Source organism: Nostoc sp. ChiVER01 (genome assembly GCF_034531155.1).
Lineage (GTDB): Bacteria > Cyanobacteriota > Cyanobacteriia > Cyanobacteriales > Nostocaceae > Nostoc.
The window spans coordinates 72,426-97,862 of sequence record NZ_JAVRBS010000003.1 but is presented as its reverse complement, the minus strand read 5'-3'; the positions used below and the strand labels follow the sequence as shown (position 1 = coordinate 97,862).

Here is a 25,437-nt window from a genome sequence, read left to right as displayed (position 1 = left end):
CCGATAACTTGATATACATACCCGGGTAAGACCGTTAAAGAGTTATATGCAAACGCAAACTAAGCAAAAGGTTACTTTGTATTTATCGCCAGAGTTGCACAAAAAATTGAAGATTCGTTCAGCAGTCGATTCCGAACCAATGTCAGAGCTTGCAGAACGCGCCCTCGTTTTTTACCTATCTAATTCAGAATTGGTTGACGAGGTAGAAGATTCTTCTTATGGGCGGACTCATAGAGTTTATTCATGTCCAACTTGTGATAGCTCATTAGTATTACGTGATGGGGAACTAGTTGCTTTAGGCAATCAACCAGGAGTAGTTGGTCAACCACATCTTTCCATTGATGAAATGGAAGAAGATGAAACCAATCCCAAGGGTGAGGAAGAGTTAGTTCCTTGCTAGATAAATAGGAATCATGAATAGTAAATAATTCATAATTTCGATTGTCTTTACCAGAAGCAATGTCTCTACTGTCTCTATAAGGTCTCAAGTAGGTCGATGTATGAAAGAAGAGCTCAATATCCTAATTCAAGCTCAATACCCTTTAATCTACCTTGTGACCTCCGAGGAAGAGCGGGCCGAGCAAGCAGTTTCCACAATCGCCCAGTCGTTAAAGCCTCAACGTCGAGTATTTGTTTGGACAGTAACACACGGCATTGTGGAGTATGGTCAACCTCGGAATGTCACTCAACATAATACGGTGTCTCCAGAGGCGGCGATTGAGTGGATAATTCGCCAGAAAGAACCTAGTATATTTATTCTTAAAGATTTACATCCTTTTATTGATGCGCCTGCAACAAACAGATCGTTACGTGATGCGATCGCTAGCTTTAAAGGTACGCATAAAAACATCATTTTGATGTCACCGATGCAACAAGTACCTATAGAGTTAGAAAAAGAAGTTGTTGTTATAGATTTTACACTGCCAGATATGGCAGAATTGAATAAAGTACTAAGTCAGCACGTAGATCAAAATCGTGGTCGGCGCTTGACAACAGAAGCCAGAGAAAAGCTTCTTAGAGCAGCTTTAGGTCTAACTAAAGATGAAGCTGAGAAAGTCTACCGAAAGGCGCAGGTAACTACAGGGCGTTTGACGGAAGATGAAGTAGACATAGTTTTATCTGAGAAAAAGCAACTAATTCGGCGCAATGGAATCTTAGAATACATTGAAGAAGATGAAACCATTGATGCTGTAGGTGGCTTAGAAGAGTTAAAAAGATGGCTCAAGCAACGTTCTAACGCTTTTACAGAAAGAGCGAGAGAATATGGTTTGCCTCAACCAAAAGGGATGTTAATTCTCGGAGTTCCAGGTTGTGGTAAGTCATTAATTGCCAAAACTACTTCCAGGCTGTGGGGTTTACCACTGTTGCGGTTGGATATGGGGCGAGTCTACGACGGCTCAATGGTGGGACGAAGTGAAGCAAACTTGCGAAACGCCCTGAAAACAGCAGAATCTATTTCCCCAGCGATTTTGTTTATCGATGAATTGGATAAATCCTTTGCTGGTAGTGGAGGTTCCTCCGATTCCGATGGGGGGACTTCAAGTAGAATCTTCGGCTCCTTCCTTACATGGATGCAAGATAAGAAATCACCAGTGTTCGTGATGGCAACCGCCAATAGAGTAGAACGCTTACCTGGCGAGTTTCTGAGGAAAGGACGCTTTGATGAAATTTTCTTTGTGGATCTGCCAACACCAGAAGAACGGCAAGATATTTTCAATATCCACCTAACTAAGCGCCGTGAAGACATCTCTCGATTCGATCTTGAGCAACTAGCTAAGATGTCTGATGGCTTTTCTGGGGCAGAAGTTGAGCAAGCGATCGTTGCGGCAATGTATGAAGCTTTTGCCCAAGATCGGGAGTTCACCCAACTAGATATTATTGCTGCACTGAAGGCAACATTGCCGCTGTCTCGAACGATGCAAGAACAAGTAACGGCTCTGAGAGATTGGGCTAGACAGCGCGCACGCCCCGCAGCGTCCTCCGTAGCTGAATATCAGCGAATGGAGTTTTAAAAGCTTTCCTCTGCCATCCCAGGGGGAAAGGCTAGCTCCCAATGCTAGCAGTTTAAAAAAAAGCCGCATCCTGCTAACGCGGCTTCGCCCAAAACAAACCGTTGTCGTTTTTCTCAATCTTCTCATTGGAGGAAACCCAAATGTCTCACTTTAGCACCCTGCGTACCAAAATCACCGATGCCGAAATCCTCAAGGCTTCCTTGCGCGACCTTGGTATCAGCGTAAAGACTGAAGCTGATGTCCGTGGTTACAATGGTCAGCGTGTCCGTTCTGACATCGTTGCCGTATTGGAAGGCGAATATGACCTCGGCTGGTCTCGCAATAGCGATGGTTCTTTTGACCTAATCGCTGACCTGTGGGGCGTTGCTAAGAAGCACAACCAAACCGAGTTGATCAACTCCATCAACCAAAAGTATGCCGTTAACAAAACTTTGGCTGAAGTAAAACAGCGCGGTCTGCAAAATGCCAATGTGAAGTTGGTATTGCAATAACAATTTCTCTGCGCGTTCCCAAAGCTGCACGGGTTAACCATATAAATAGCGGTTAGCCCGCTTTTTTATCGGGACTGAGATGTATTTCTCAGTCCCTATTTTAATGCTTTATGTCATCATGGAAACACAAATATATAAGTTAAAGTAAATTGAATTCGCCTAAACGCAGCAATTCCTTGGCAAATGGGGAGCGCTCACAATTAGTAAATCCTAGTTTTAAATAGCTTCTTCTAAATTCATCAAATCCTGGTCTGTTGTTGAGGATTATATAAGGGTTGATAAAGACTTTGGATGTTGCCCCATAAACAACATAATTGTAATCGGGGCAGTCAGACTGATCTTCTTCATAAGGTACGAAACGACTTACAAGAAGATAAATTCTCTCATTGCTGTAGGAAGTAAGTTTAGATAGATTAGGATAATTTGCCATCTCATAATCTTCGTAATATCCAGATGCTATCAAAAATATAGGTCGCTCTTCTTCGATAGCTCTAGTCAGTAAAGATAATTTACTTGTGTTTATTGCCAATTCGTCCTCATCTTGAGCATCAAAATGTAAACAGTAGCCTTCTTCTCTAACTTTATGGATTTGAATATAAATTGGGCCATGTGATGTTTTATATCTTGGTTGATTTGGTAAGGGTGTGTAATTGAGAGGTGGCCTATAGTAATCTATGGATTGCTTCTCTAACCTAATTAAAGCGGCTTCCAAGTTTGAGATTTTAGTTAATAAATTCTTTGGTAAAATCTGGTAGCGTATAACGGGGTTATCAATACTTTCAAACTGTATCTGACGATGATGATTAATGTGGCGTTTTTTCAAATTGCGTGAAAGACCGATATACATAACTGGGCAATTATAATTACCTACGTAATAAATGCCAGGCACAGATGGCAGTTCTCTCCGATGAATATAGGATAAAACTGACATATCTTTATAGTTTAGATTTAACTTCATAATTTTTTATTTCCACCTAGTGATATAAAGGTTGCTTACTAAGTTAGTTTGCCCAAAATGTCTTAGTCTGTGATCGGTACAAATAATCTAATGAAGTTAAAATTACGCTCTTCAGTTTCTGTTCCCCTAAGATAGATATTTAATTAATAATTACAAGTGAGAATAGAGAGAAGTATTTGCAAGAGCTATGAGTACCCAAATCATCATTACCCTGCCAGACGATATTTACCAACGTGCAAAACGCTTTGCACGATTGGCAAATCGTGATGTCGCCAGCATTTTAGTAGATACTATTCAACTTTCAATTCCGCCCGTCAGCGGGGACGTTATCAACCTTGAGCCTGTCTCTGTCCTTTCTGATGAACAAGTCTTGGTGCTGACTGAACTGCAAATGGAATCTGAACAGGATGCTCGGTTGAGCGAACTGCTTGCTCGCCAACAATCAGGTGCTCTTAGTGAAGGCGATCGCTCAGAGTTACAAACCCTGATGCAGGTGTATCAAGAAGGACTTTTAAGAAAAGCCACTGCGTTAAGCGAAGCTGTCAAACGTGGGTTGATTGAACCCTTAAGCTAGTGAGCCAGATTCCTGAACAAGTCCGGGCGCAGATACGCATACAGGCAAATCATCAGGTGGTTTAACCAACAGCGAACTCGGTAAATTGCCGTTTAAAGGGGGAATGAAAAGCCAAAACGATGTCTTTTTTGGGTATACCTCGACTAATAAGTTCATTGGCAATACCTCCTTCTGTACCATCGTGTTGAATCCAAATTTTTTCGTTTTTAATATCTAAATGCAAAACACAACCATATACACGGCGCTTATTTGACCATCCTGCGTGAACAACTTGGTAGCGATCGCGTTCTCTATCAAAAATAACTTCTGCTTCGACTTCTTCGTTGCTGGCTTTGATTTCGCTGTAAGCTAGCAGCAGTTCTTGAATAAGTTGACGGTACTGTTCTACTTTTGCCATTTTATGATCGCCTCCTCTTCTGGATCGAAAACAATCAGCCGAACTTGGTAACGTTGGATTAATAAGCCTGGCAGTTCTAAAGTAAAAAAAGAACGATAGGTGTCTAAGGGAACTGCTAAATATAGAAGTCTCTCAGGTTGTTCTTCTTCAAGTGCTAATTGATATTTGAGATACTGTCCTAAAGCAGTACTAAATTCAGTTGTAGTAGATGGAGCAACAAAGCTTTTAACTTCAACGGCAATTTTTTCTTGATTTCGTTCAGCTGCTAAAACTTTTTCTGCACCAAGGTCGATATACATATCCAAACCACCAAAACGCAGAAAAAGCGGGTCATTAGTGATGAGCCAACCCTCTTTCTCTAAAGCGCGTTTTACTGCATCATGGAATATGTCTTTCGCCGCCATAGATTCCTAGAATTTTGATTTCGTTCTTATAAAACTAGCTTACTCCCTACCAAACCTGACTTAAATCCAAAACCAACCCAGGTAGCAACGGTTCACCATAAAGTGTCTTGGGATTATCTAATACCTCAACCGCAATATTAGGACGATAAATAAAAACTCGGCGCTGTTTTCTATCAATTAACCAACCAAGTTCCGTACCATTATCTATATACTCTTGCATCTTGTCTTGCAAAATTCGCAAATTATCGCTTTCAGAACGCAATTCAATCACAAACTCAGGACAAATCGGTGCAAATTTTTTTCGCAGTTCCATTGGTATCGCCTCCCAGCGATCGCGTTTTATCCACGCTGCATCAGGCGATCGCACCGCACCATCCGGCAAAGTAAACCCACCACTGGAACCAAATCCCACACCTGTACCATCTTGCTTTGTCCAAATACCTAACTGACCAATAATTTCAAAGTTACGTTGGCTAGTTTCCGCATCTGTTAGAGACGTAATCACTAATTCTCCCACAGCATTGCGTTCGATGCGAAAATCACGGTTTAGCTGACAAAATTCGTAAAACTGGTCGTCAGTTAGCGCGATCGCAGGTTGCAATTGCAAAACCATTGGTATAATTTCTGTGGCTACAGGTAAGTTGGTGGTCATAATTGCTTTGTGGCTACTTCACCTGCTTTAACTATAATCTTTTCACAATCTACGGTGGAATGAGGGTTAACTCATGAAGATTGGAATTATTGGCAGTGGAAACATGGGGCGCTCTCTAGGTATTCTCTGGGCAGAGCAGGGGCATGAAGTATTTTTTGGCTCTCGTGATGCCGAAAAAGGAAAAGCAACGGCAGAGTTGGCAGAACGCGGAACGCAAGGTGGTACAAACGATGAGGCGGCGGCGTTTGCTGATGTAATTTTGTGGACAGCACGCAACATTATGCCAAAAGAGTTGCTTTCTCATCCTGAAGTTCTCGACAGTAAAATTATTATTGATTGCAATAATCAGGATATTCCGGAAGGATTTGCTTATCCACCAATAGTAGAATCTCTAGCCGAAAAGCTTGCTAAAGATGTACCTCAAGCGCGGGTGGTAAAAGCTTTTAATACGATGGCGCAGGAAGTCTTTGAATTAGCACCCGAACCACTAAAGGATTATGGAGTTTCTGTTTTTGTTGCAGGAGATGATGAGCAAGCCAGAAAAATAGTGATGGGGCTTGCTGAAGAAATAGGATTTTTAGCAGTAGATTCTGGTATTTTACGTAATGCTCGATTGGTAGAAGGCTTGGGAGATTTTATTCGCCTGATCATGATTGGTCAAAAACAGGGCGTTTATGCAACTATCTCTGTCAATGTCTTACCTACAGCATCAGGACAACGCTTAGGTGGACGACAAGCTTCGAGTTTGAATTAAACGTAAGTAATCTCATTGATTGAAGATATCATTGCAATCAACTTGCTTAATTCACCGCATCTCAGTACAGTAAAATCACAAGCAGTTTCAAGGTCATAAAAATGACGACTGAAAAAAGGATTGCTGTGGTAACAGGCAGCAATCGAGGTCTAGGATATGCTATTTCCCGTCAATTATCCAAAATTGGCAACCGCGTAATTCTGACGAGTCGTAATGAAACAGATGGTCTTGCTGCTAAAGGGCAGCTTACCAATGAAGGGTTTGATGTTGACTATCACACCCTGGATGTCACAAATGATGGAAGTGTGCAAGACTTTACCGAGTGGCTGCGTGAAACTTACGGCAAGGTAGATATTCTGGTCAATAATGCAGGCGTAAATCCCACAACTAAGCTGGAGGAGTCCAGCTTACTGACTGTGCAACTGGAAACGATGCGATCTACCTTTGAAACCAATGTTCTAGCGGTACTCAGAATTTCTCAAGCATTAATTCCGTTGATGAAGCTGCAAAATTACGGTCGCATTGTCAATCTGACTTTTCACGGGAAGTCCTCAAGCCTTGAAAAAGCGTGGCTTTTTCCACAGCCTAATTATCAATAGCTCTGAATTAATGAAAATAGCTAACGGAAAAATCAGAGTTTAGGAAACCGCTAAAATAAGCTTTTCCACATGCCGTGAAAAGTCAGCATTGTCAATATCTCAACGGAAATGGCATCTCTAACATCAATTCCCACTGACTATTACCCTTTAGCGCCATCCTATCGACTCTCGAAGGTGGGAGTAAATGGACTAACTGTGCTTCTTGCTAAGGAACTCCAAGGTACTAATATTCTTGTAAATGCCTATTCTCCAGGTTGGATGAAGACAGACATGGGGGGAGATAATGCCCCATTTACAGCAGAAGAAGGAGCCGAAACTGCTGTATATTTAGCAACACTTCCCGATGGGGGAGCGCAAGGACTTTTGTTTGCAGAGATGCGAAAGTTTGGTGGCCCTATTCAATTACAATGGTAGGTTAATATGGGAAATTCCACAGGTTTACCGCCTATTTACGCAGATAAGCCGATTGAATTAGTACCTGCTAAAGTTATTGCCTCGTTCCCAGTTAATACTTTTTTGGAAAATCTAGCGATCGCATCAGATGGCACAATTTTTGTAAGTAATCATGAGGTCGGCGAGATTGTTCGCATTACCCCAGATGGCAATCAGCAAATTCATGCGACTGTTGAAGGCAAAGTAAGTGGCCTTGCTTTCACTAGCAACGGCGATCTGGTAGCAACAGGCTGGAATGCTGATTCTATACCCGTGGTTTCTCTAGTTAAAAGTGATGGCACGGTGAAAACGTTGTTGACACTGCCAGACGCAATGTTTCTCAATGGCATCACACCACTTTCTGACACTCAGTATTTAACAGCAGATTCCTATCGCGGTGCAATCTGGCTAATTGATATTACTCAACCCAATGGATCAATTTGGCTAGAACATCCAATGCTGGCTCGTAGCAATTCGGAGAGCGTGTTTCCGGCTGCAAATGGCTTGAAGCGTTTTGGTGATTTCCTGTACGTTTCAAATACGGAAAAAATGTTGCTGTTACGGATTCCTATTGATAGCACTAATAAACCAGGTGAGCCAGAAATTTTTGTTGAGCAGACCAATATTGATGACTTTGCCTTTGATGTAGAAGGCAACCTTTATGGAGCAACGCACATTTACAACAGTGTGGTACGAATTGCGCCTGATCGCACTACTACTATCATTGCTCAAGCCGAGTCAGGTGTAATTGGTAGCACAGCCGTGGCTTTTGGTCAACATGATGGCGATGTCTACGACGGGCTACGCCTACGCACTGCGATTTACGTTGTAACTAATGGTGGAATGTTTTTACCTCCACCTACTGGTGTCGTTCCTGCTAATGTTGTTCGGCTTGAAGTTGGAAAAACTGGGTATTCCTTAATTTGAGAATGACTCAACCATGCTACGGTTGTAAAAACTTACAACTATTAACTTGATGGTGACATAACTAATGGAGAGGGAACAGGACGAGCAATTTGTAACCGTGGTCATTACACAACTTGTCAAACCAGGATGCGAAAAGGCTTATGAAGTTTGATTAAAAGATATTACCAGTGTTGCCAGAACCTATCTAGGGCATTTGGGAACAAATGTGATTCGTCCCCAGCTTGGCGTGCGAAATGAATATGTAATCATTTTTCGGTTTGACAATTATGAAAATTTGAAAGTGTGGATGACATCGCGCGATCGCGAATATTGGCTCAATCAAGCCCAATCTTTGGTTGAATCTGACCCTTATGTTCAACAAATCTGTGGATTAGAAGCTTGGTTTTCTATTCCCGGCCAACCACTAAAAACCCCACCGCGCTATAAAACAGCCTTGTTGACTTGGGCTGCTGTATTTATATTGATTAATCTTTTGAGTACATTTCTAGTACCTCTACTTCGCGGTTTACCACATTTGATTATTTCGCTGATCGTTACCATTCTTATGGTTGTACTGTTGACCTACGTTGTCATGCCCAGAGTCAGCCGTTTGTTTCGTTGGTGGTTATATGCTAAATAAGAAAATTATCCTTTCAATAAATAATATAAAAAGTTTAGGGGTGGTTTCATAACCACCCCTTTATTCCTTTAATATTTAGAATTTACTTGCAGTCCCCTTAATGGGAAGTTAATTTACTCAGAAATATTAATCGAACTTTCAACTTGAGAAGTAGCTAATGTTGGTGCAGAGAAAATCCGCGAGTACAGACTTGATGGTTGCTGATGAGCAACAACTGGTAGAACTTCACGAGCATGGGCGGCTAATTCCATTGCTTTTACATCATAAGTCTGCGTTGCTAACTTGGGATAGAAACCGATACCGATGATTGGCAGTAACAAACAAGCAGTAATAAATATTTCGCGGGGTTTGACATCAGATATTACAGCATCCAAGTGCAACTCTTGACTTTGCTCACCGTAAAACACTTGACGCAACATCGATAGTAAATAAATTGGTGTCAAAATCACGCCAACTGCTGACAGCAGCACGACTACAATTTTGAAGCTAGAACTGTAAACATCACTGGTGGCAATACCGAGAAATACCATCAACTCACCCACAAAACCACTCATTCCGGGTAAGGCGAGAGAAGCCATTGAACCAATGGTAAACAGAGCAAAGGTTTTGGGCATTACCTTAGCCATACCACCCATTTTATCCATCATCAAGGTGTGGGTGCGATCGTAAGTCACGCCAGACAGGAAGAACAAGCTAGCAGCAATCAAGCCGTGGGAGACCATCTGTAGCACTGCACCACTGATACCTAGTTCTGTGTAAGAGGCAATCCCAATCAACACAAACCCCATGTGGGCAATTGAAGAGTAAGCCAAGCGGCGTTTGAGATTGGTTTGAGCAAAGGCACAGCAAGCACCGTAGACAATGTTCACTACACCCAAAATTGCTAACACTGGGGCAAAAGTAACATGGGCATTGGGCAACATTTCCACATTGAAGCGGATCAGAGCATAACCACCCATTTTTAACAACACACCAGCCAAAATCATTGAACCGGGTGCTGATGCTTCACCGTGGGCATCAGGTAGCCAAGTGTGTAAGGGAAAAATCGGTAACTTTACACCAAAAGCTATTAAGAAACCTGCATAAACCAACAATTCCAAGGTTTTGGGGTATTCTTTCATTCCCAGAGTCGCCATGTCGAAGGTGACGGTATCTCCAGAGAAGACAAGTGCAAAACCGGCAATCAAGATAAATATTGATGCGGCGGCGGTGTAAAGGATGAATTTGGTAGCTGCATAACGGCGGTTTTGTCCTCCCCAGATGGAAATCAGCAGGTAAACTGGCACTAACTCGATTTCCCACATTAGGAAGAACAGCAGCAAATCTTGGGCAACAAATACGCCAAGCTGGGCGCTGTACATCGTTAACATCAAACCATAAAATAATCGCGGCTTGGTGGTAACTTTCCAAGCCGCGAATATTGCGAGGGTATTTATTAAGCCTGTTAGAAGCAGCAAGGGCATCGATAAACCATCAACCCCCACAGCCCAATGCAAACCTAACTGCGGTATCCAAGGATAGTTTTCTACAAGTTGGAGTGTTGAACTTTGGAAGTCGTACTTGTACCAAAAGGCATAAATCATCAGTGCAAAGTCGGCGATCGCAACTCCCAGACCATACCACCGCACAGTTCTACCTTCTTTGTCTGGGATTAAGGGGATGGCTAAGGCAGCCACCAAGGGTAAGAGGATTATGGCTGTTAGCCAGGGAAATTCAATAGCATTCATCACTTCTGACAATCAATTTGCCTTATCTCTTTGGTTTTCATTATATTAAGGAATCTATACTTTTGTAAATATTCTTTAAATGTAGAATATTAAATTTTTGGCATAGATAGGAATATATACTCATCAAATGTCAAATTATCAGGATAAATAAGAATAAATACTTATCGTATTTTGACGCTTCCATTGTAAATGTAAACTTTTGCAACGTCAATAAAAAACGGCAGCTAAAGCCACCGTTACAATATCGTCATATTTTCTAGCCCAATTGTCAGGGCTATTTAGTCTACGCTTCTAAGTTGAGTCATAGACTAAACCCCCAGCCCCTTCCTATGAGTAAGGTCAAAAGTACTTGGGGCTGACCATTAAACAATCCGGTTGACAATTGTCCACACTTCCCCATCAGAGCGGACATAAGGGACGGAGATTGTCTTGAACCCAGTAATGAAGGGCTTGTAATAAATCCGCCAATACATTGGACTCAATTCATTGGCACAACGTTTAAGCAGACGGACTTCTGTCGCCAATTCACTTGCTAGTTGATTAATGCGTTGAGCATGAAACTGAGCCACTTCTTTGGCTTCTTCTAACTCTTGCTGTTGGATAAGTTCTTTTGATGCAACTTGCGATCGCACTAACTTACCTTGTTTTTGTTTTATTTGGGCTTCTAGGGCTGCGATCGCTGCATCTATGCCTTGGAGTTCAACTGATAATTGGGCATTTTCCCTGGCTTGACGGCGATACGCTTCCACCATTGCCTGGGGTGAATCATTTTCAGCAGAGATTACATTATTAACAGTGAGTGCAGCGCGTTCTTCTAGGAGAATCTGAATTTGAGATTTAAGCGCCGCCATTTCAGCCTGAATTTGCTCCATAAATCGAGTTTTAAGTGCTGAGTAAAATAGTCATCGGATTTTTTAAAAGCTTTTTGCGCCTTGGGTATCGAGAGAAAGCGATCGCACCTCGGCTGTAATTCCTTCTTCTTGCCAAGCAGCTAACATTGCCGCCTCCACAGCCTCTGAGTGTAATTTATCTGTCAAAGATAACAGTGTCGGCCCCGCACCACTAATCACCATACCATAAGCACCAGCACTAACGGCTGCGATGTTGAGAGCATCATAACCAGGAATCAAAGCTTTACGATAGGGCTGATGCAATCTATCTTGTAAAGCTGTCTTTAACCATTGTCCGTTACCAGTTTCCAAACCGCGTAACAATAACCCCAAATGTGCTGTATTAAAAATCGCATCGGCGCGACTCACTTCAGTTGGAAGAACGCCCCGCGCCTCTGAAGTGGAAAGTTCAAAATTAGGAATAGCTATAACTGGTACAACATCTTGATGCCAGGGAACATCACAAATTTCCCAAGCTGCGCCACTTGTAGCAGCCAGACGACATCCTCCCAACAAAGCTGGAACTACATTATCAGGATGTCCCTCCATTGCGATCGCTAATTCCATCACCTGCGACTGAGACAGAGTTGCACCCTCAAGTTGATTCGCAGCAACCAACCCACCAACAATTGCTGTTGCCGAACTACCCAAACCTCTCGCCAACGGTACACCTAACTTAATCTCTATTTTTACAGTTGGCGGCGTTTGCTCTATATATTGATAGAACTTGACAAAGGCTTGGTAAAGGAGATTGCTTTCATCACTTTGGACTCGTTCAGCTTCTGTACCAGTGACATGAATAGTTAGCCCACCTTCTTGGCGAGTGAACTTGAACTCGTTGTACAGCTTTAATGCTGCACCTATGCAATCAAAACCAGGCCCCAAATTCGCAGTTGTGGCGGGAACAATAACAGTGATAGCAGAAACAACAGACATTGGCAAAACTCACTAATCATCAACCAGCATCCCATGTAAGGGGTTGATTTGTTTATTAGTGATGCTAATTATCTGTTGTAGTTTTTCCATACTAACTACCGTACATCTCATGACACTACCGAACGGGCTGGTCGTTTGTGGAGTACCTCAGTAACAATGAGCATAACTCAAATGAGTTAAAACTAAAGTATCTAACTTTTAAAGACCACATTAATCTGTTATGGCTTTTTACGTATTGATTCTAAAAGAAAAGGAGGATGAGACCGACGTTACTTACCGCTTTGGCCCACATGAAGATCGTCTCGGCTCTTTATGGATAGATAAATTAAGTGGAGAAATCAAGGAACTTCAAGAAATTCCAGAGCAAAACTCGCAAGCATTTTTCCAACGAGCAGCAGTAAAGGTTTGGCAAAATTGGAAAAAAGGAGCTTTTCCAGAAAAAACATCTTGGGCATCCTGAGAATGATTTGGAATTGATAGCCTACCCATAGTGAGCAGCTATCAATGCTCTATTATTGCTCAGAAATATACTTAGCTTTGGCTGCTTTCAACAAGTCTATTAGTCAAAAACCTTACTTCAAAGTTCCCAAAACGGGCGCTACCTCAATCTCGGAAATTTGCGGAACCAAGAAACCCTTTGCATAAATCTGGGGATTTGTTTGCGAGACTATGGCATAAGACTGGCGAAGATTAGCATTGATTGCAACAGTCTTCACATCGTACATCTGCATCGCCATTTTGGGATAGAAACCAATACCAATAATCATCAACAGAAAACAGGCAGCGATAAAAACCTCACGCGGCCTAGCATCGTCGTAGACTGCTTCTTCTGGTACTACGCAGTCTGTACCAAAACAAACTGTTCCCTCATCTTCTTGGTTTTCTAAGCTGGCATTATTAATGTCGCATAGCAGTGCTGCATCTTTACCATAAAATACCTCTCGCAGCATGGAAAGTAAATAGATAGGTGTGAGGATGACTCCAACTGCGGCGAGAAAAACTGTGACGGTGCAGAAAGTTGAACTGTAAACATCACTGCTTGTCATCCCAACAAATACCGAGAGTTCGCCAGCAAAGCCACTCATACCAGGAAGTGCTAGAGATGCCATTGCTCCGATTGTAAATAGGGCAAAGACTTTGGGCATAGCTTGACCAATACCACCCATATCTTTCATTACCATTGTGTGGGTGCGATCGTAAGTAACACCTGCTAAAAAGAACAGCACCGATGCAATCAAACCATGCGAAATCATCTGCAACATCGCGCCGTTGATTCCCAAATCAGTGAAGGAGGCAATCCCAAGCAGCACAAACCCCATGTGGGAAATCGACGAATAAGCCAAACGCCGCTTCATATTCGTCTGAGCAAAGGAGTTCAATGCACCATAGATAATGTTGACAACACCAAAAATGGCTAGAACCGGCGCAAAGTAAATGTGTGCATCGGGAAGCAACTCAAGATTCAGGCGAATCAGTCCGTATCCGCCCATCTTCAGCAACACACCAGCTAATATCATCGATACAGGAGATGATGCTTCGCCGTGAGCATCAGGCAACCAGGTATGCATTGGGAAAACAGCAAGTTTTACACCAAATGCAACCAATAACCCTGCATAAAGTAGCAGTTGTAATCCAAGAGGATATTCCTTATTAGCCAGGGCGGTTATATCAAATGTCATATCACCGCCGCCGTATAGCCCCATTGCCAAGGCTGCCACTAAAATAAATATAGAAGCTGCTGCGGTATACAACAAAAACTTGGTAGCCGCATAGCGTCGCCTTTGCCCACCCCAAATGCAGACTAGTAGGTAAACGGGAATCAGCTCTACTTCCCACATAATGAAAAATAGCAGCAAGTCTTTGGCAACAAACACCCCTACCTGTGCCGAATACAGCACCAGCATTAAAAAATAGAAGAGACGGGGGCGGTGATCAACTTGCCAGGCTGAAAAAATCGAGAGTGTGGTGACAAATCCTGCTAGCAGCACAAGTGGCGCTGAAAGTCCATCAACCGATACTGCCCAGTTAAGACCCAACTGAGGCATCCACCCATAACTTTCCACCATCTGAAAACTAGCATTGCTAGCATCGTAATGCTTCCAAAAGGCGTAGCACATCAAAGCGAAATCTGCGATACCTACACCCAACGCGTACCACCGCACGCGCTTGCCATCTTTATCAGGCAGCACAGGAATAAGCAGGGAAGCAACTAGTGGCAGCAAAACAATCGCGGTAAGCCAAGGAAATTGATCCGCTATCATGTATATGAGGAAAAATACTTATTTGTTCGTCAATTATGTCATTTTACTAAACTGTGTAACAATTTCTTCATAAATCTTTGTACAGGTGATCTTTTTGACCGAAAAATAAGTATTAATACGTGTATTTACGGTACTAATCCAGCCCGCAAAGCACGGACGGCAGCCTGTGTCCGGTCAGCAACACAGAGTTTATTGAGAATACCTCGAACATGAGTTTTTACAGTACCGACTGTCAAATAGAGCCTTTTAGCAATTTCTGCATTGTCACACCCGGCGACAATTAACTCTAAAACATCCATCTCCCTATGAGTTAAAGGATAGGTGACTATACTTTTCTCAACATCTGGGTCAATACCTTCAATCAAGACTCTTTTTCCAGATGCACCTCTGCTACCATCTGGGAAATCTTGACGTATTTGTTGTAGTACAAGGTCTGCGATCGCTGGATCAATCCATGAGCTACCTGCATGGGTCGTTCGCACAGCCTCAACTAGTCTTTCAGTTTCGATATCCTTCATGCAATAAGAATCTGCACCTGCTGCAAATGCTGCTAAAACTGCCTGTTCGCTGTTCTGCATGGTTAAGATTAGCAGTTTTGTAGTATAATCTTCATTCTCTGCTTGATATTGCCTAAATGTGCGTGTTAGCTCAATACCATCCATGTCAGGCAAACCGATGTCAATAGTAGCAACATCCGGCTTAAGACTTTTCAGAAGCTTGATGCCTTCGGCTGCATTGGCTGCTTCACCAACAATGTTAAACTCTGACTGGGTTTGTAAGGCAGCCCGTAAGCCAATTCTCGTCAGGTTGTGATCTTCAATCACGAGGATATTGATTTCACTCATAGTTACTTAACTTTACTGTTATCTATCTCAAGTACAGATTAAAATAATCTCGTTCTTCTATCTGGGATCTTATACAAAAAGCAATGTAGTTGGTATTGTTCCCTTAACTTCATCTACCATTAGACATAAATAACCTTATCTCGTAAGTTTTTCTAAAGCAAGAGTTTCGGTATGACAATACTAAATTAATTAAAAAACATTTTTATACATTAATCTCAGGATAGATATTTCATGGTAACAATTTCTCATTGAAAATCTGGCAGCAAGTAAGAGTGGATAACTATTAAATAATTGTCCTTGGAGTGGCTACGATGCTTCAAATAAAAGAGGCTAACCTACCTTACTTTAAAATTCAGACACAGATATTGCTTGGATAATCAGACGGCTAGATATTTGTTTAGACAATAGTATGCTAATACATTTATTAAATAAACCCTCAGTGTAATCACTTAAAAAGGTTAGATTTTAATTTAGGAAACTTTAAACGAAAAGATGAATCCTTAATAATCTTAGTGCTGGTGAAGTAAGCTATTACTAGATTTGCGAGGGATAGCCAAGCACTTCTTTTTTATTTAGCCATGTCTTTAACTAAAACTGTCAAAAAAGATAAAATTCTCGTTGTCGATGATATTTTTGACAATTTACTGGTCTTAGAAGCTGTCCTAGAAGATGAGGGCTATGAAATTAGCTTAGTCGAAGATAGCAAAATTGCTCTGGCTATGGTTGAGGAGTCGCCGCCAGACTTAATTCTCTTAGATGTGATGATGCCAGAGATAGATGGCTATGAATTTACTCGACGCATCCGGCAGAATCCGGCGTTGCCATTTATCCCCATTTTGCTGCTCACGGCTCACTATGCATCTAGTGTTGTGGAAGGACTTGATGCTGGTGCAGATGACTTTATTCGTAAACCATTCGATCCTGATGAATTACATGCACGAGTGCGATCGCTCCTGCGCCTTAAGCATAGTATCGACGAACGAGATCAGATGGCTAACCTGCGGGCAGATTTTGTCTCCCGTTTTACTCACGACTTACGCATCCCACTAGTAGCCTCTAACCGCGTATTAAAATTGTTGCTGGAAGGCAGGTTTTGTAATGTTTCGCCACAATTGCAAGAAATAATTAATACCATGATTGGCAGTAATCAAGACTTGCTGGAAATGGTAAATACCTTACTAGAAGTTTATCGTCATGAAGCGGGTTGTAAAACCTTAAAAATTTCTCCCTACAATATTCAGGAATTAGTTGGTGAAGTTTCGCAAGAATTAACTCCTTTAGCTGAAGAAAAAGGATTAACTGTAAATATTGATCTAGATAAAACCGCAAGCACCGTCATGGGCGATCGCGTTGAACTGCGGCGAGTTTTAACAAATATTATTGGCAATGCCATTAAATTTACAGACAAAGGTTTTGTAGATATTCGCTGCTATCCTACTCCAGTAGCTGTGACTATTGATATCCAAGATACGGGCCCGGGAATTTCTAAACAAGACCAAGCAATATTATTCGAGCGGTTTCGCCAAGGAAAACACCAACGTTCTGGTAGCGGTTTAGGACTGTATTTATCTCGCTGCATTATTGAAGCACATCAAGGCACAATCGATGTGACATCTGAACCAGGCAAGGGTAGTACATTCACTATCCGTTTACCTGTAGCAGACGAAAACTAAAAGTAGGAATTTCTCAGAAAACGCAATCTGGGCTAAATTTCTCCCTTGTTAAACTAAATTTAGCGCCATCTGTGTTTTAATATTCTTTTTTGAAGTTAATTAATGCAATGCACATTTATGTGCCCTTAGATAACAAATAGGTTTTTTGCAAGCAAAAATAGTGTTCACAGACAAAATCCGTAAACACTAAAATAGAAAACTAAGATATGGGAGGAAGCAGACAAAAATAAATATTTTTACCAAGCAATTTTTGGAACAATATCAGGACGGTATTGGCAAAAGCCTGAAACCCAAGGCAAAACATAGATTGGAAAAAGAAAGAAGGCTTAGTAAATAATTATTTTACTTACACCTTCTTCCTAAATAAAGTTTAGTCTAAAGTCTTTTTAACTTCATCTTTGATATTCTCAGCACTATGGCGGACTTGAGCTTCAGCTTGTTTAGCTTTGCCTTCAGCCTTATCTTTAGGATCGCCGGTTACTTCACCAACCACCTCTTGGACTTTACCTTCGACATTTTTAGCAAAAGCTTTTGCTCTATCTTCGATACTCATATTCTTTCTTCCTAAGTATGTCAATTGTTGACTAGTTGTTTATTGCTCGCTTGAAAAGCGCTGCAATGTTTATAGATTACTTTTAGACAAGTTTTAATTCTTCTATCTGACGATGTTTTTATGAAGAATATTCGTATCCGTTGTACATAACTATTTAAAGGTTAAATTCATCTTGAGAATTCAACTAATATCCAAAAGAGAGAAAGCTATCATTATATTGTTATATCTTAAGATAAGATAATTTATAACTTCAGGTAGATATTAATGCAGAGAAAACGCAACTGGGCTTATTACAACTGGATATAATAAATATATCAACAGGGTGTGGAGGCTTTCAGGTTGGTGGTAGATAGTGCAATATTAGTGAGTCCGTATATTCAATTCCGGGTAAATGAGATGCTTTAAAATACTTTCGTCTTTAATCACTAAATGAGGTTAGTTAAATGTTTGAACTTACGGATGAACTTTAATATATTTTGGCTTGGTTAAATATTAATAAAAAAAGAGTTTGAATAAAAAGAATAATGAATTACTTATTTATAATTTGGGTGCTTATAGTCTCTTTAGTAGCTCCTAGTGTGGCGATCGCAGACGACAAGCCGCTTCATCAGCCCTATACTTTAATATCTGGGGTTGGGACAATCCACCATCCAGTTTCCACTTCTAATCCCCAAGCGCAAGAGTTTTTCGATCAGGGATTAAATTTGATTTACGCTTTCAATCATGATGAAGCGGTGCGTTCTTTTCAATACGCTGCCAAACTCGATCCACATTTGGCGATCGCATATTGGGGTATTGCTCTAGCTCTAGGCCCTAATATTAACTTAGCAATCGACCCCAACCGAGAATTAGCTGCTTACCAAGCGGTACAGCAAGCTTTAGCACTTTCCACCCAAGCATCTGCCCAAGAACGAGACTACATTACCGCCTTAGCAAAACGTTACTCCCAAGATCCTGATGCAGATTTGTTTCAACTAGCGCTTTACTACGCAAAAGCAATGGCAACCCTAGTCAAGCGTTATCCAGATGATTTGGATGCGGCGACACTTTATGCTGAAAGCTTGATGGATCTGCATCCTTGGCAGCACTGGACTAAAGATGGCAAGCCACAGCCAGATACAGAAGAAATTGTGACTATTTTAGAATCAGTTCTCAAACGTAATCCGAATCATACCGGAGCTAATCATTACTATATTCATGCAGTGGAAGCCTCACCTACTCCAGAACGGGCCCTTGTGAGTGCCAAAATACTAGCAACCCTAGCACCAACGGCGGGACACTTGGTACACATGCCAAGTCATATTTATTTTCGTGTAGGAGATTATGAAGGGGCAATGCAGGCAAACCAGCAGGCGATCGCTCAAGATGATATTTACATCAAAAAGTATCAAGTCCAAGGCACTTACGCCATGATGTACTACAACCACAACATACATTTTCTCATGGTGGCTAGTAGCATGGCAGGAAGATATAAAGATGCTCTCCAAGCCGCAGAGACGTTAGTCGCCAATGCTACTGCAATTGACCCCTATGCACCAATGCTTGAGGGATTTCTGGGCAGCAAGATGCTAATTCAGGCACGCTTTAGTGATTGGGATGCCATCTTAAAAACTCCTGCCCCCGATGCTAAATTGCCTACTACCACAGCACTTTGGCATTTTGCTCGCGGTATGGCAAGCGCAGCCACAGGCAAACTTGAAGATGCAACAAGTGAAAGTCGGGCATTACTGGCTGCCAAACAGAGAATTTCCACCGAAGCAACCATTGGCTTCAGTCCCGCTAGTCGCATTTTAGACATTGCCTCAAAAGTTCTAGACGCCAAAATTGCTAGAGAAAAGCATGATTATGAATCTGCTATCAAATTATTAGAAAAAGCAGTGGCAGTAGAAGATACCCTTGATTACGTGGAACCACCAGACTGGTACTTGCCGACACAGGAATCTTTAGGCAGTGTGCTTTTGGCTAAAAGTGACTATGCACAGGCTGAAAAAGTCTTTCGTGCTGATCTAGAAAAGTATCCCCATAATGGGCGTTCTCTATTTGGCTTGCAGGCAAGTTTACAGGCACTGGGCAAAGATAAGGCCGCTCAACTTGTCAAAGCTGAATTGGAAACAGCTTGGAAAGGTGATGATAAGCAACTTGACATAGCGAACATGTATTGAAGGAACGCCAAAAAATAAATTATCCAATTTTTGGAATCAAAACCACTTTTTCTCCCCCTGCTCCCTGCTCCCGTGCCCTAAAAGCGACGCACCAGAAAGCAGTTAGATAATTTTTATAACTCAAATTAGGATTGCTATACCCTTTATTTGTTGCCTGACTTTGCCTTTCATATTAAAATTTGGGAGTAATACTTTTGGTTAATACAGTCAAACGTTCAATTCGGATATTAAAGATGCGCCCCTGCATGTCTGATTTCCTTGATCACCCTACAGGATTTTTCTTCTTCCATTTCCAACCCTTTTCTGCGGTGGGCTGTACTTATGGTAGGTGGGGGCAGGCGATCGCCTTGGTGCGATCGCATCACTAGTTAATTATCTGTTAACGATCTACTGGATGCAGAGAGTTGGCTCGTATGTCATCCTAGATTAGGAGAGTTAATTTGGTGATGTCTTTGGTTTTAGTATTGAAAGGCTTTTTCCTTTTAGTATTTACAGACTAATCAGAGAAATTAAAATCTCTACACAGTGATGATTTTGGAGAGAATCGATGTCAATTTATGTAGGTAACCTCTCTTATGATGTTACACAAGAAGATTTAAGTGGTATTTTTGCAGAATATGGTACTGTAAAACGGGTTCAAGTGCCTACTGACCGTGAAACAGGTCGTCCACGCGGCTTTGCTTTTGTGGAAATGGGAACCGAAGCTGAAGAAGCAGCTGCTATTGAAGCTCTTGATGGTGCTGAGTGGATGGGTCGTGACCTGAAAGTGAACAAGGCTAAACCCAAAGAAGATAGGGGTGACAGAGGTTCCTTTGGTGGTGGTAGAGGAGGATACGGCGGTGGTGGCGGCGGTGGACGCAACCGCTACTAAGGTTGGAAACAAAAAAAATTTACCTAGAGTCTTAAGGTCAGACAAGGTGTCTGTCTTTTTTTTGTAATCTTAGTGCTTCCATAGCCATTGATGAAGTCAACTTAGTTAGGAGAGATAATGACCCAAGTAATTGTAGGTGACAATGAACACATTGAATCAGCCTTACGGCGATTTAAGCGAGAAGTTTCTAAGGCTGGAATTTTTCCAGACATGAGAAAGCATCGCCATTTTGAAACGCCCTTAGAAAAACGCAAGCGCAAAGAAGTTGCCAAGCACAGACAAAGTAAGAGAAGCTTTCGTAACTAAGGGCTGACATACATACGTTCGGTTAAGGAATTTCTTGGTTGAGGCAGGCAGGGGGGCAGGGGTAGAAGAGAAGCAGGGGGAGCAGGAAGATAAAGAAGCTGTTCTTGAGACAAAAATTACTGAACAATAACTTTCTTTCCTCCCCTGCCTCCCCTGCTTATCCAAACCGTATTTAGGGCTGACACATATATAAAGGAAAACCCTCATAGATTTTATGAGGGTTTTCCTTTTAGCTATTTTAAAATCAGGAAACCTAAAGAAACGCTAAAATCAAGTCAGCCTTTGTATTGTAGCGGTTGTGTCCCACATCACTCAGAGGGCGGTTCACTGTATAAATCCTGATTGTCAACGTCCTTATCCTCAGCCTTGGGGAAACAAATTTTGCAACAGTTGTGGCGCACCGCTAGAACTGTTAGACCGCTATGTTCCACTTCAGCCTTTGGGGTCGGGAGGATTTGCTCAAATTTACACGGTTTGGGATGAAAAAACTCAAACAGAGAAAGTGCTGAAGGTGTTGGTAGAAGATTCACCAAAGGCACTGGAGTTATTTACCCAAGAAGCGGCAGTTTTATCTAGTTTGCATCATCCAGGTGTCCCCAGAGTCGATGCCCAAGGGTATTTTCAGGTACAACTGTTTAACCCCAAACCGCACCAACTACCTTGTCTGGTAATGGAAAAAATTAATGGGCGGACTTTAGAAGAGATATTAAAAAAGTTTCCCCAAGGGTGTCCAGAAGATTTGGTTTTAAACTGGTTTGCCCAAGCTGTAGAGATTTTACAAGAATTACACAAACGTCAGATTCTTCACCGGGATATCAAACCTTCTAATTTAATGCTGGGTACTTCTTCGCCATCTTTAACCCCGTCTCAAGGGCAAACAGGGGGCGATCGCTTAGTATTAATTGATTTTGGCGGGGCAAAACAATTTAGCCCCTCTAAGCTGCGTTCTCAGTCCAGTTCCACCCGATTATTTTCTTCTGGGTACAGTCCACCAGAACAAGTGACTGGCGGGATTGTTGGGCCAAGTGCCGATTTTTATGCCCTTGGTCGAACGATGATTGAACTATTAACAGGTAAGTACCCGCTAGAATTGGAAGATCAACAAACGGGTAAATTGCGCTGGCGAAGTACGGTAAATGTCAACCCCCAATTGGCAGATTTGCTGGATGAGATGGTGCAAGAAGATGTGCGATCGCGTCCAGCAAATGCAACTATAATTCAAAAACGTTTGGCGAAGATTTCTCAACCATTACCGCCGCTAGGATTATTTGCTCAACTACGAGACAAGGGGAAACTTGTCTCAACGCAAGTCTCCCAAAGATTTACACAGCTAATACAAGCTATTGAACAAGTTTTAGCTAACTTTAGCCAAGCTGTAACTAAAAGCGTTATTTTTATCGCTCAGACAATTATCAAAATTTTCCTAGCTTGTTTGGCGACGATTTGGGCAATGCTCCTAGCTTATGTTGGCGCTTGTTTTGGTGCGATCGCTGGTTTTATTTTGGCATATCACACCAGCTTGGGTCGTCAGGTTGTGGAATTTATTTGGAGTCAGCAAAACCAATTAGTGCCAAATACTCAACCCGTCTTGGGGGCAGATATTTTGGTATTTGTCGCCGCAGGCTGGGGAACCGCTTGGGGATTGACAGTATCCGGGTGTTTTGGTCAGCATCGGCGCTTTTTAGTAGCGTCGCTGATGGGCATGATTAGCTATGGCTTCGGTTGGTTGATTTTGCAATTAATGACACCTAAAGATAGCGGTGAGGGCTTAATTGCAGTAATTTTAGTAGGAGTTTGCCTACTTACCCTAAGTTTAGGACTTCGCAGCCATCACATAGTTTACGCTGTGTTCGCTGCCTTTGGTAGTGCGATCGCCTATGCAGTTTTGATTCTTTTGAGGTTAGCGCCTCCGATTTTCCAATTCTCTAATCAACCAGGCTGGTCAGAGTTACAGTTACCTCTGATTTTTTTTGGTTCTGTGGGTGTCCTTATTAGCTTCTGGTTAGGAGTGAGTTACTACCTAATTGTCCCTGGATTGCGCTTTTTAGGGTGGCGTTAAACCAATTCGCAATGACGCTCGTTCCTCGCTTACGTGTTGTAACGGGGATAAAGACAAGAGCCACAACACTTGCGGCTTGATAGAAGCCGGGGACTTAAACCCCTACATTTTGTTAAATCAGTGAACAGTTATCAATTTTTAATCTGTTTTTGAGAAATATTCAGGACTTACGCAAAACACCTCTCAAACTCTTATTACTCCGTGTTCTCTGTACCTCTGTGGTTCGATTTCCGTTATCTCTATATGAGTCCTAATATTGTATTGTTATAGAAACTGAATTTTAATAAACTTTGAAATTGCATTTATGACACGTCTATTTACTAATATAGTGACGACTACTGCTTTAGGATTAGCGATCGCTATAATCACTAATGACATAGCTCATGCTGCTGAGTTTAACTTTAACTGGAAAGGAGACACTGGTTATTCGGCTAAAGGTTCATTTAACTACGATACAACAACTGCTCCAAGCGTCATTTCTGAATCAGGTTCGGGAGCTACGAAAAACTTGCAATCCCTCTCAATTTCCTTCTTTGATCCATTGAATACTCTCATAAATAGTTTTACTCCAGTGCTTAGTGGTGTATCTAAATACGGCTTTTTAAGATTCAACTTTGATAGCACTAAAGAGCAAATTTTTGGCCCCTTTGATATTGGCAAGGATGATGAGCTTCCTGGCGACACATGGCTTAATAATAATCTCGCACTCATAGACGAAGGTTTTAGCAATGAAGTTTTAGCTAAAGAATTTGGTTTTAACAATAGAAATGCAGTAGGTACAAAGCAAATACTAGATTTAAGTAACAATTCAGTTCAGGTATCCAAAGTCCCAGAAGGAAGCATAATTATAGGTTTATTAGCAGTGTGTAGTTTGGGATTGACCGTTTATAAAAATCTGGACGAAGCTACCCAAGAGTAAACTCAGTATTACTTTACAGTGTTGTAAGAATTACTCTTAGGTTGATTGATAGAGTGATTACCGCTTGAAATTCGACCAAATAGAAATTTAGAGACTAAAACATTGCGCTCAGAAATCTTACCAACTTGGAGTAAGCAAAAGCTCAATAAAAGGGCTGACATAGGATAAATAAAAAGTAAAAATAAAAAGTTATGGTGGAATGGATATTTAAATTTAGAGGCAAAGGTAAAAAAATATGTTTGGAGGATATATATATAAAGACTTCCTTTCCCGATTTCACATATAAACCAACGGAAAGATGTAGAACTAAAATTATAAAGTTCCCAAATGAGTCGCATTATCACAATAGATGCCACAAATCCACTAAAATAGCGAAGTATACTTGACCGAAAATTAGTCATTCCAGAAACGTATATATAAGTTTCTGTACTCCAAAGTAGGTAGCACAAAATTGTAAAAAAGAGAGCAGCAGCTAACAATAACTTACTCCTTTTTACTGCCTCTAATTGTAAATATTCTTTTTGCTGTGCAAGTAAATATCCAATACAAAAGAATGGAAAAGTATATTTAAAGAGAGGTATATTCCCTTTGTCTGGGATCATAATAACTACACAGAAGCTTAAAACTATTCCGTATAATCCATCATGCTTAAAGCGTTTAATTAAGGCTATTGTGACAATAGCGCCAAATAAGGCCCACAAAAACCACAAATTGCTAATTATATTATTAAGTAAATGTTGAAAGAAATTATTTGCTGAATATTCTTTTTTAGCTAAATAAAATGCAGTAGTGTAGATAATTGACCAGGAAACTATCGGTACAATAAGATTAAAGAAGCGTTTTTTTGTAATGTCAAAAAATGTAGTTTTTTGAATTGAATAAAAAGATAAAAAGCCACTAATAGCCATAAATAATGGCATATGAAACATGTATATAGCTTTGAAAATTTGGTCTTGAAAAAATTCCTTACCGTTGTATGCTACATATTGAATTGTGTGACCATACACTACCAGGAACATTAATATTCCTTTAGTGTAATCAAGAAACTGATTTCTTTGGTTTGTCGATTGCATAAATGTATAAAATAGTTTGATATTTAATATTTTTTTAATACATTTTCAATAGAATATTTAATCTACAAGTCTAAACTTTGATACAAGGATTCGGGTTAAATAGTAGAAATATAGCAGATTGCAGATTCATAAAGTACATTAGCAACAGTCTGTACAGTATTTTAGATGTTTAGGATTAATGAACTCAAGAGCCAGTGTCTTTTTTCTGTTTTACCTATTTACCGAAAAAGAATTATACTAAGTTTTAGGGAATACTACAATCTCTAAGATTACTAAATTTCCTCCTACTTTCCTTGAGGAAGTGCTATTACGGCGATTTAGGATAAAGGTAAAAAGTCGGAGG

The 25,437-nt window shown here is 41.1% G+C and carries 27 protein-coding genes and 1 pseudogene; 17 read left to right on the top strand and 11 right to left on the bottom strand.

Annotated features, from left to right (window positions below; translation table 11 throughout):
• Positions 1-46: 46 nt before the first annotated feature.
• The 3 genes from RMY00_RS05050 (at position 47) to RMY00_RS05040 (ending at position 2,503) form a co-directional block, all read left to right on the top strand.
• Positions 47-400, top strand: coding sequence for a hypothetical protein (locus RMY00_RS05050; RefSeq protein WP_322646500.1), 354 nt, complete (start codon positions 47-49; stop codon positions 398-400).
• 100 nt (positions 401-500) lie between these two features.
• Positions 501-2,012, top strand: coding sequence for an AAA family ATPase (locus RMY00_RS05045; RefSeq protein ID WP_322646499.1), 1,512 nt, complete (start codon positions 501-503; stop codon positions 2,010-2,012).
• Positions 2,013-2,152: 140 nt separating this feature from the next.
• Complete coding sequence (locus tag RMY00_RS05040) at positions 2,153-2,503, top strand: DUF1257 domain-containing protein (RefSeq protein ID WP_015136553.1); 351 nt, start codon at positions 2,153-2,155, stop codon at positions 2,501-2,503.
• A 139-nt stretch (positions 2,504-2,642) separates the two neighbouring features.
• On the opposite strand, the gene RMY00_RS05035 is transcribed toward RMY00_RS05040, so the two are convergent.
• The gene (locus RMY00_RS05035) at positions 2,643-3,461 is read right to left on the bottom strand and encodes a GIY-YIG nuclease family protein (RefSeq protein ID WP_322646498.1); all 819 of its coding nucleotides are present in this window, start codon (positions 3,459-3,461) and stop codon (positions 2,643-2,645) included.
• A gap of 187 nt (positions 3,462-3,648) precedes the next feature.
• On the opposite strand from RMY00_RS05035, the gene RMY00_RS05030 reads away from it, so the two are divergent.
• On the top strand, positions 3,649-4,035 hold the full coding sequence (locus RMY00_RS05030) for a hypothetical protein (protein ID WP_322646497.1): 387 nt from the start codon (positions 3,649-3,651) through the stop codon (positions 4,033-4,035).
• A gap of 61 nt (positions 4,036-4,096) precedes the next feature.
• On the opposite strand, the gene RMY00_RS05025 is transcribed toward RMY00_RS05030, so the two are convergent.
• From RMY00_RS05025 to RMY00_RS05015, 3 genes are read right to left on the bottom strand one after another with little or no spacing between them, the layout of a single operon-like run.
• On the bottom strand, positions 4,097-4,432 hold the full coding sequence (locus RMY00_RS05025; RefSeq protein WP_190913376.1) for a XisI protein: 336 nt from the start codon (positions 4,430-4,432) through the stop codon (positions 4,097-4,099).
• The gene (locus tag RMY00_RS05020) at positions 4,420-4,836 is read right to left on the bottom strand and encodes a XisH family protein (protein ID WP_100899418.1); all 417 of its coding nucleotides are present in this window, start codon (positions 4,834-4,836) and stop codon (positions 4,420-4,422) included. The genes RMY00_RS05025 and RMY00_RS05020 overlap by 13 nt, the downstream gene beginning before the upstream one ends.
• A 46-nt stretch (positions 4,837-4,882) precedes the next feature.
• Positions 4,883-5,488, bottom strand: coding sequence for a Uma2 family endonuclease (locus RMY00_RS05015; RefSeq protein ID WP_322646496.1), 606 nt, complete (start codon positions 5,486-5,488; stop codon positions 4,883-4,885).
• 73 nt (positions 5,489-5,561) lie between these two features.
• Here RMY00_RS05015 and RMY00_RS05010 point away from each other — a divergent pair, with 73 nt between their 5' ends.
• The 5 genes and pseudogenes from RMY00_RS05010 (at position 5,562) to RMY00_RS04990 (ending at position 8,819) form a co-directional block, all read left to right on the top strand.
• On the top strand, positions 5,562-6,242 hold the full coding sequence (locus tag RMY00_RS05010) for an NADPH-dependent F420 reductase (protein ID WP_322646495.1): 681 nt from the start codon (positions 5,562-5,564) through the stop codon (positions 6,240-6,242).
• A 101-nt stretch (positions 6,243-6,343) separates the two neighbouring features.
• Positions 6,344-6,841, top strand: a complete 498-nt coding sequence (locus tag RMY00_RS05005; RefSeq protein ID WP_322646494.1) for an SDR family NAD(P)-dependent oxidoreductase — start codon at positions 6,344-6,346, stop codon at positions 6,839-6,841.
• Positions 6,842-6,949: 108 nt separating this feature from the next.
• Positions 6,950-7,255: an SDR family NAD(P)-dependent oxidoreductase gene (locus tag RMY00_RS05000; protein WP_416212036.1), complete on the top strand. Its 306-nt coding sequence runs from the start codon at positions 6,950-6,952 to the stop codon at positions 7,253-7,255.
• A 6-nt stretch (positions 7,256-7,261) separates the two neighbouring features.
• Entirely contained in the window at positions 7,262-8,200 is a 939-nt protein-coding gene (locus tag RMY00_RS04995) for a gluconolactonase (RefSeq protein ID WP_322646493.1), read from the top strand.
• 64 nt (positions 8,201-8,264) lie between these two features.
• A pseudogene (locus RMY00_RS04990) lies at positions 8,265-8,819 on the top strand (antibiotic biosynthesis monooxygenase).
• Between the two features lie 113 nt (positions 8,820-8,932).
• On the opposite strand, the gene RMY00_RS04985 reads toward RMY00_RS04990, so the two are convergent.
• The 3 genes from RMY00_RS04985 to thrB all read right to left on the bottom strand — a co-directional run bounded on the left by RMY00_RS04985 (position 8,933) and on the right by thrB (position 12,372).
• On the bottom strand, positions 8,933-10,546 hold the full coding sequence (locus tag RMY00_RS04985) for an NAD(P)H-quinone oxidoreductase subunit 4 (protein ID WP_322646492.1): 1,614 nt from the start codon (positions 10,544-10,546) through the stop codon (positions 8,933-8,935).
• 362 nt (positions 10,547-10,908) lie between these two features.
• Positions 10,909-11,418, bottom strand: coding sequence for a hypothetical protein (locus tag RMY00_RS04980; protein WP_322646491.1), 510 nt, complete (start codon positions 11,416-11,418; stop codon positions 10,909-10,911).
• Between the two features lie 42 nt (positions 11,419-11,460).
• On the bottom strand, positions 11,461-12,372 hold the full coding sequence (gene thrB, locus RMY00_RS04975; RefSeq protein WP_322646490.1) for a homoserine kinase: 912 nt from the start codon (positions 12,370-12,372) through the stop codon (positions 11,461-11,463).
• Between the two features lie 220 nt (positions 12,373-12,592).
• On the opposite strand from thrB, the gene RMY00_RS04970 reads away from it, so the two are divergent.
• The gene (locus RMY00_RS04970; protein ID WP_322646489.1) at positions 12,593-12,832 is read left to right on the top strand and encodes a hypothetical protein; all 240 of its coding nucleotides are present in this window, start codon (positions 12,593-12,595) and stop codon (positions 12,830-12,832) included.
• Positions 12,833-12,944: 112 nt separating this feature from the next.
• Here the strand turns inward: RMY00_RS04970 and RMY00_RS04965 are convergent, their stop codons facing one another.
• On the bottom strand, positions 12,945-14,633 hold the full coding sequence (locus RMY00_RS04965) for an NAD(P)H-quinone oxidoreductase subunit 4 (RefSeq protein WP_322646488.1): 1,689 nt from the start codon (positions 14,631-14,633) through the stop codon (positions 12,945-12,947).
• 125 nt (positions 14,634-14,758) lie between these two features.
• Positions 14,759-15,478 (bottom strand): response regulator transcription factor, encoded by a 720-nt coding sequence (locus RMY00_RS04960; protein ID WP_322646487.1) that lies wholly within the window; start codon positions 15,476-15,478, stop codon positions 14,759-14,761.
• 578 nt (positions 15,479-16,056) lie between these two features.
• Here RMY00_RS04960 and RMY00_RS04955 point away from each other — a divergent pair.
• A complete protein-coding gene (locus RMY00_RS04955; protein ID WP_322646486.1) occupies positions 16,057-17,151 on the top strand; it encodes a hybrid sensor histidine kinase/response regulator in 1,095 nt (364 codons plus the stop codon).
• Between the two features lie 370 nt (positions 17,152-17,521).
• On the opposite strand, the gene RMY00_RS04950 is transcribed toward RMY00_RS04955, so the two are convergent.
• Positions 17,522-17,704 (bottom strand): CsbD family protein, encoded by a 183-nt coding sequence (locus RMY00_RS04950; protein ID WP_322646485.1) that lies wholly within the window; start codon positions 17,702-17,704, stop codon positions 17,522-17,524.
• A gap of 524 nt (positions 17,705-18,228) precedes the next feature.
• On the opposite strand from RMY00_RS04950, the gene RMY00_RS04945 reads away from it, so the two are divergent.
• The 6 genes from RMY00_RS04945 (at position 18,229) to RMY00_RS04920 (ending at position 24,021) form a co-directional block, all read left to right on the top strand.
• Positions 18,229-19,866 carry a hypothetical protein gene (locus RMY00_RS04945; RefSeq protein WP_322646484.1) on the top strand — a complete coding sequence of 546 codons (1,638 nt, stop codon included), beginning with the start codon at positions 18,229-18,231 and terminating at the stop codon, positions 19,864-19,866.
• A gap of 194 nt (positions 19,867-20,060) precedes the next feature.
• Positions 20,061-20,234, top strand: a complete 174-nt coding sequence (locus tag RMY00_RS04940; RefSeq protein WP_322646483.1) for a hypothetical protein — start codon at positions 20,061-20,063, stop codon at positions 20,232-20,234.
• Between the two features lie 179 nt (positions 20,235-20,413).
• The gene (locus RMY00_RS04935) at positions 20,414-20,737 is read left to right on the top strand and encodes an RNA recognition motif domain-containing protein (protein WP_109006946.1); all 324 of its coding nucleotides are present in this window, start codon (positions 20,414-20,416) and stop codon (positions 20,735-20,737) included.
• A 117-nt stretch (positions 20,738-20,854) separates the two neighbouring features.
• A complete protein-coding gene (gene rpsU, locus RMY00_RS04930; protein ID WP_012407716.1) occupies positions 20,855-21,043 on the top strand; it encodes a 30S ribosomal protein S21 in 189 nt (62 codons plus the stop codon).
• A 298-nt stretch (positions 21,044-21,341) separates the two neighbouring features.
• A complete protein-coding gene (locus RMY00_RS04925; protein ID WP_322646482.1) occupies positions 21,342-23,102 on the top strand; it encodes a serine/threonine protein kinase in 1,761 nt (586 codons plus the stop codon).
• A 304-nt stretch (positions 23,103-23,406) separates the two neighbouring features.
• Positions 23,407-24,021 carry a PEP-CTERM sorting domain-containing protein gene (locus tag RMY00_RS04920; protein WP_322646481.1) on the top strand — a complete coding sequence of 205 codons (615 nt, stop codon included), beginning with the start codon at positions 23,407-23,409 and terminating at the stop codon, positions 24,019-24,021.
• A gap of 8 nt (positions 24,022-24,029) precedes the next feature.
• Here the strand turns inward: RMY00_RS04920 and RMY00_RS04915 are convergent, their stop codons facing one another.
• Positions 24,030-25,094 (bottom strand): acyltransferase family protein, encoded by a 1,065-nt coding sequence (locus RMY00_RS04915; RefSeq protein WP_322646480.1) that lies wholly within the window; start codon positions 25,092-25,094, stop codon positions 24,030-24,032.
• Positions 25,095-25,437 lie beyond the last annotated feature (343 nt).

Bases quoted from the DNA above. Each gene is read 5' to 3' on its own strand.
- RMY00_RS05005 (WP_322646494.1), top strand. From the start codon at position 6,344: ATGACGACTGAAAAAAGGATTGCTGTGGTAACAGGCAGCAATCGAGGT.
- RMY00_RS04915 (WP_322646480.1), bottom strand. From the start codon at position 25,094: ATGCAATCGACAAACCAAAGAAATCAGTTTCTTGATTACACTAAAGGA.
- RMY00_RS04920 (WP_322646481.1), top strand. From the start codon at position 23,407: ATGACACGTCTATTTACTAATATAGTGACGACTACTGCTTTAGGATTA.
- RMY00_RS05035 (WP_322646498.1), bottom strand. From the start codon at position 3,461: ATGAAGTTAAATCTAAACTATAAAGATATGTCAGTTTTATCCTATATT.
- RMY00_RS04970 (WP_322646489.1), top strand. From the start codon at position 12,593: ATGGCTTTTTACGTATTGATTCTAAAAGAAAAGGAGGATGAGACCGAC.
- RMY00_RS04945 (WP_322646484.1), top strand. From the start codon at position 18,229: ATGAATTACTTATTTATAATTTGGGTGCTTATAGTCTCTTTAGTAGCT.
- RMY00_RS05050 (WP_322646500.1), top strand. From the start codon at position 47: ATGCAAACGCAAACTAAGCAAAAGGTTACTTTGTATTTATCGCCAGAG.
- RMY00_RS05020 (WP_100899418.1), bottom strand. From the start codon at position 4,836: ATGGCGGCGAAAGACATATTCCATGATGCAGTAAAACGCGCTTTAGAG.
- thrB (WP_322646490.1), bottom strand. From the start codon at position 12,372: ATGTCTGTTGTTTCTGCTATCACTGTTATTGTTCCCGCCACAACTGCG.
- RMY00_RS05025 (WP_190913376.1), bottom strand. From the start codon at position 4,432: ATGGCAAAAGTAGAACAGTACCGTCAACTTATTCAAGAACTGCTGCTA.
- rpsU (WP_012407716.1), top strand. From the start codon at position 20,855: ATGACCCAAGTAATTGTAGGTGACAATGAACACATTGAATCAGCCTTA.
- RMY00_RS05010 (WP_322646495.1), top strand. From the start codon at position 5,562: ATGAAGATTGGAATTATTGGCAGTGGAAACATGGGGCGCTCTCTAGGT.
- RMY00_RS04950 (WP_322646485.1), bottom strand. From the start codon at position 17,704: ATGAGTATCGAAGATAGAGCAAAAGCTTTTGCTAAAAATGTCGAAGGT.
- RMY00_RS04965 (WP_322646488.1), bottom strand. From the start codon at position 14,633: ATGATAGCGGATCAATTTCCTTGGCTTACCGCGATTGTTTTGCTGCCA.
- RMY00_RS05045 (WP_322646499.1), top strand. From the start codon at position 501: ATGAAAGAAGAGCTCAATATCCTAATTCAAGCTCAATACCCTTTAATC.
- RMY00_RS05015 (WP_322646496.1), bottom strand. From the start codon at position 5,488: ATGACCACCAACTTACCTGTAGCCACAGAAATTATACCAATGGTTTTG.
- RMY00_RS04995 (WP_322646493.1), top strand. From the start codon at position 7,262: ATGGGAAATTCCACAGGTTTACCGCCTATTTACGCAGATAAGCCGATT.
- RMY00_RS04980 (WP_322646491.1), bottom strand. From the start codon at position 11,418: ATGGAGCAAATTCAGGCTGAAATGGCGGCGCTTAAATCTCAAATTCAG.
- RMY00_RS04935 (WP_109006946.1), top strand. From the start codon at position 20,414: ATGTCAATTTATGTAGGTAACCTCTCTTATGATGTTACACAAGAAGAT.
- RMY00_RS05000 (WP_416212036.1), top strand. From the start codon at position 6,950: ATGGCATCTCTAACATCAATTCCCACTGACTATTACCCTTTAGCGCCA.
- RMY00_RS05040 (WP_015136553.1), top strand. From the start codon at position 2,153: ATGTCTCACTTTAGCACCCTGCGTACCAAAATCACCGATGCCGAAATC.
- RMY00_RS05030 (WP_322646497.1), top strand. From the start codon at position 3,649: ATGAGTACCCAAATCATCATTACCCTGCCAGACGATATTTACCAACGT.
- RMY00_RS04985 (WP_322646492.1), bottom strand. From the start codon at position 10,546: ATGAATGCTATTGAATTTCCCTGGCTAACAGCCATAATCCTCTTACCC.
- RMY00_RS04960 (WP_322646487.1), bottom strand. From the start codon at position 15,478: ATGAGTGAAATCAATATCCTCGTGATTGAAGATCACAACCTGACGAGA.
- RMY00_RS04955 (WP_322646486.1), top strand. From the start codon at position 16,057: ATGTCTTTAACTAAAACTGTCAAAAAAGATAAAATTCTCGTTGTCGAT.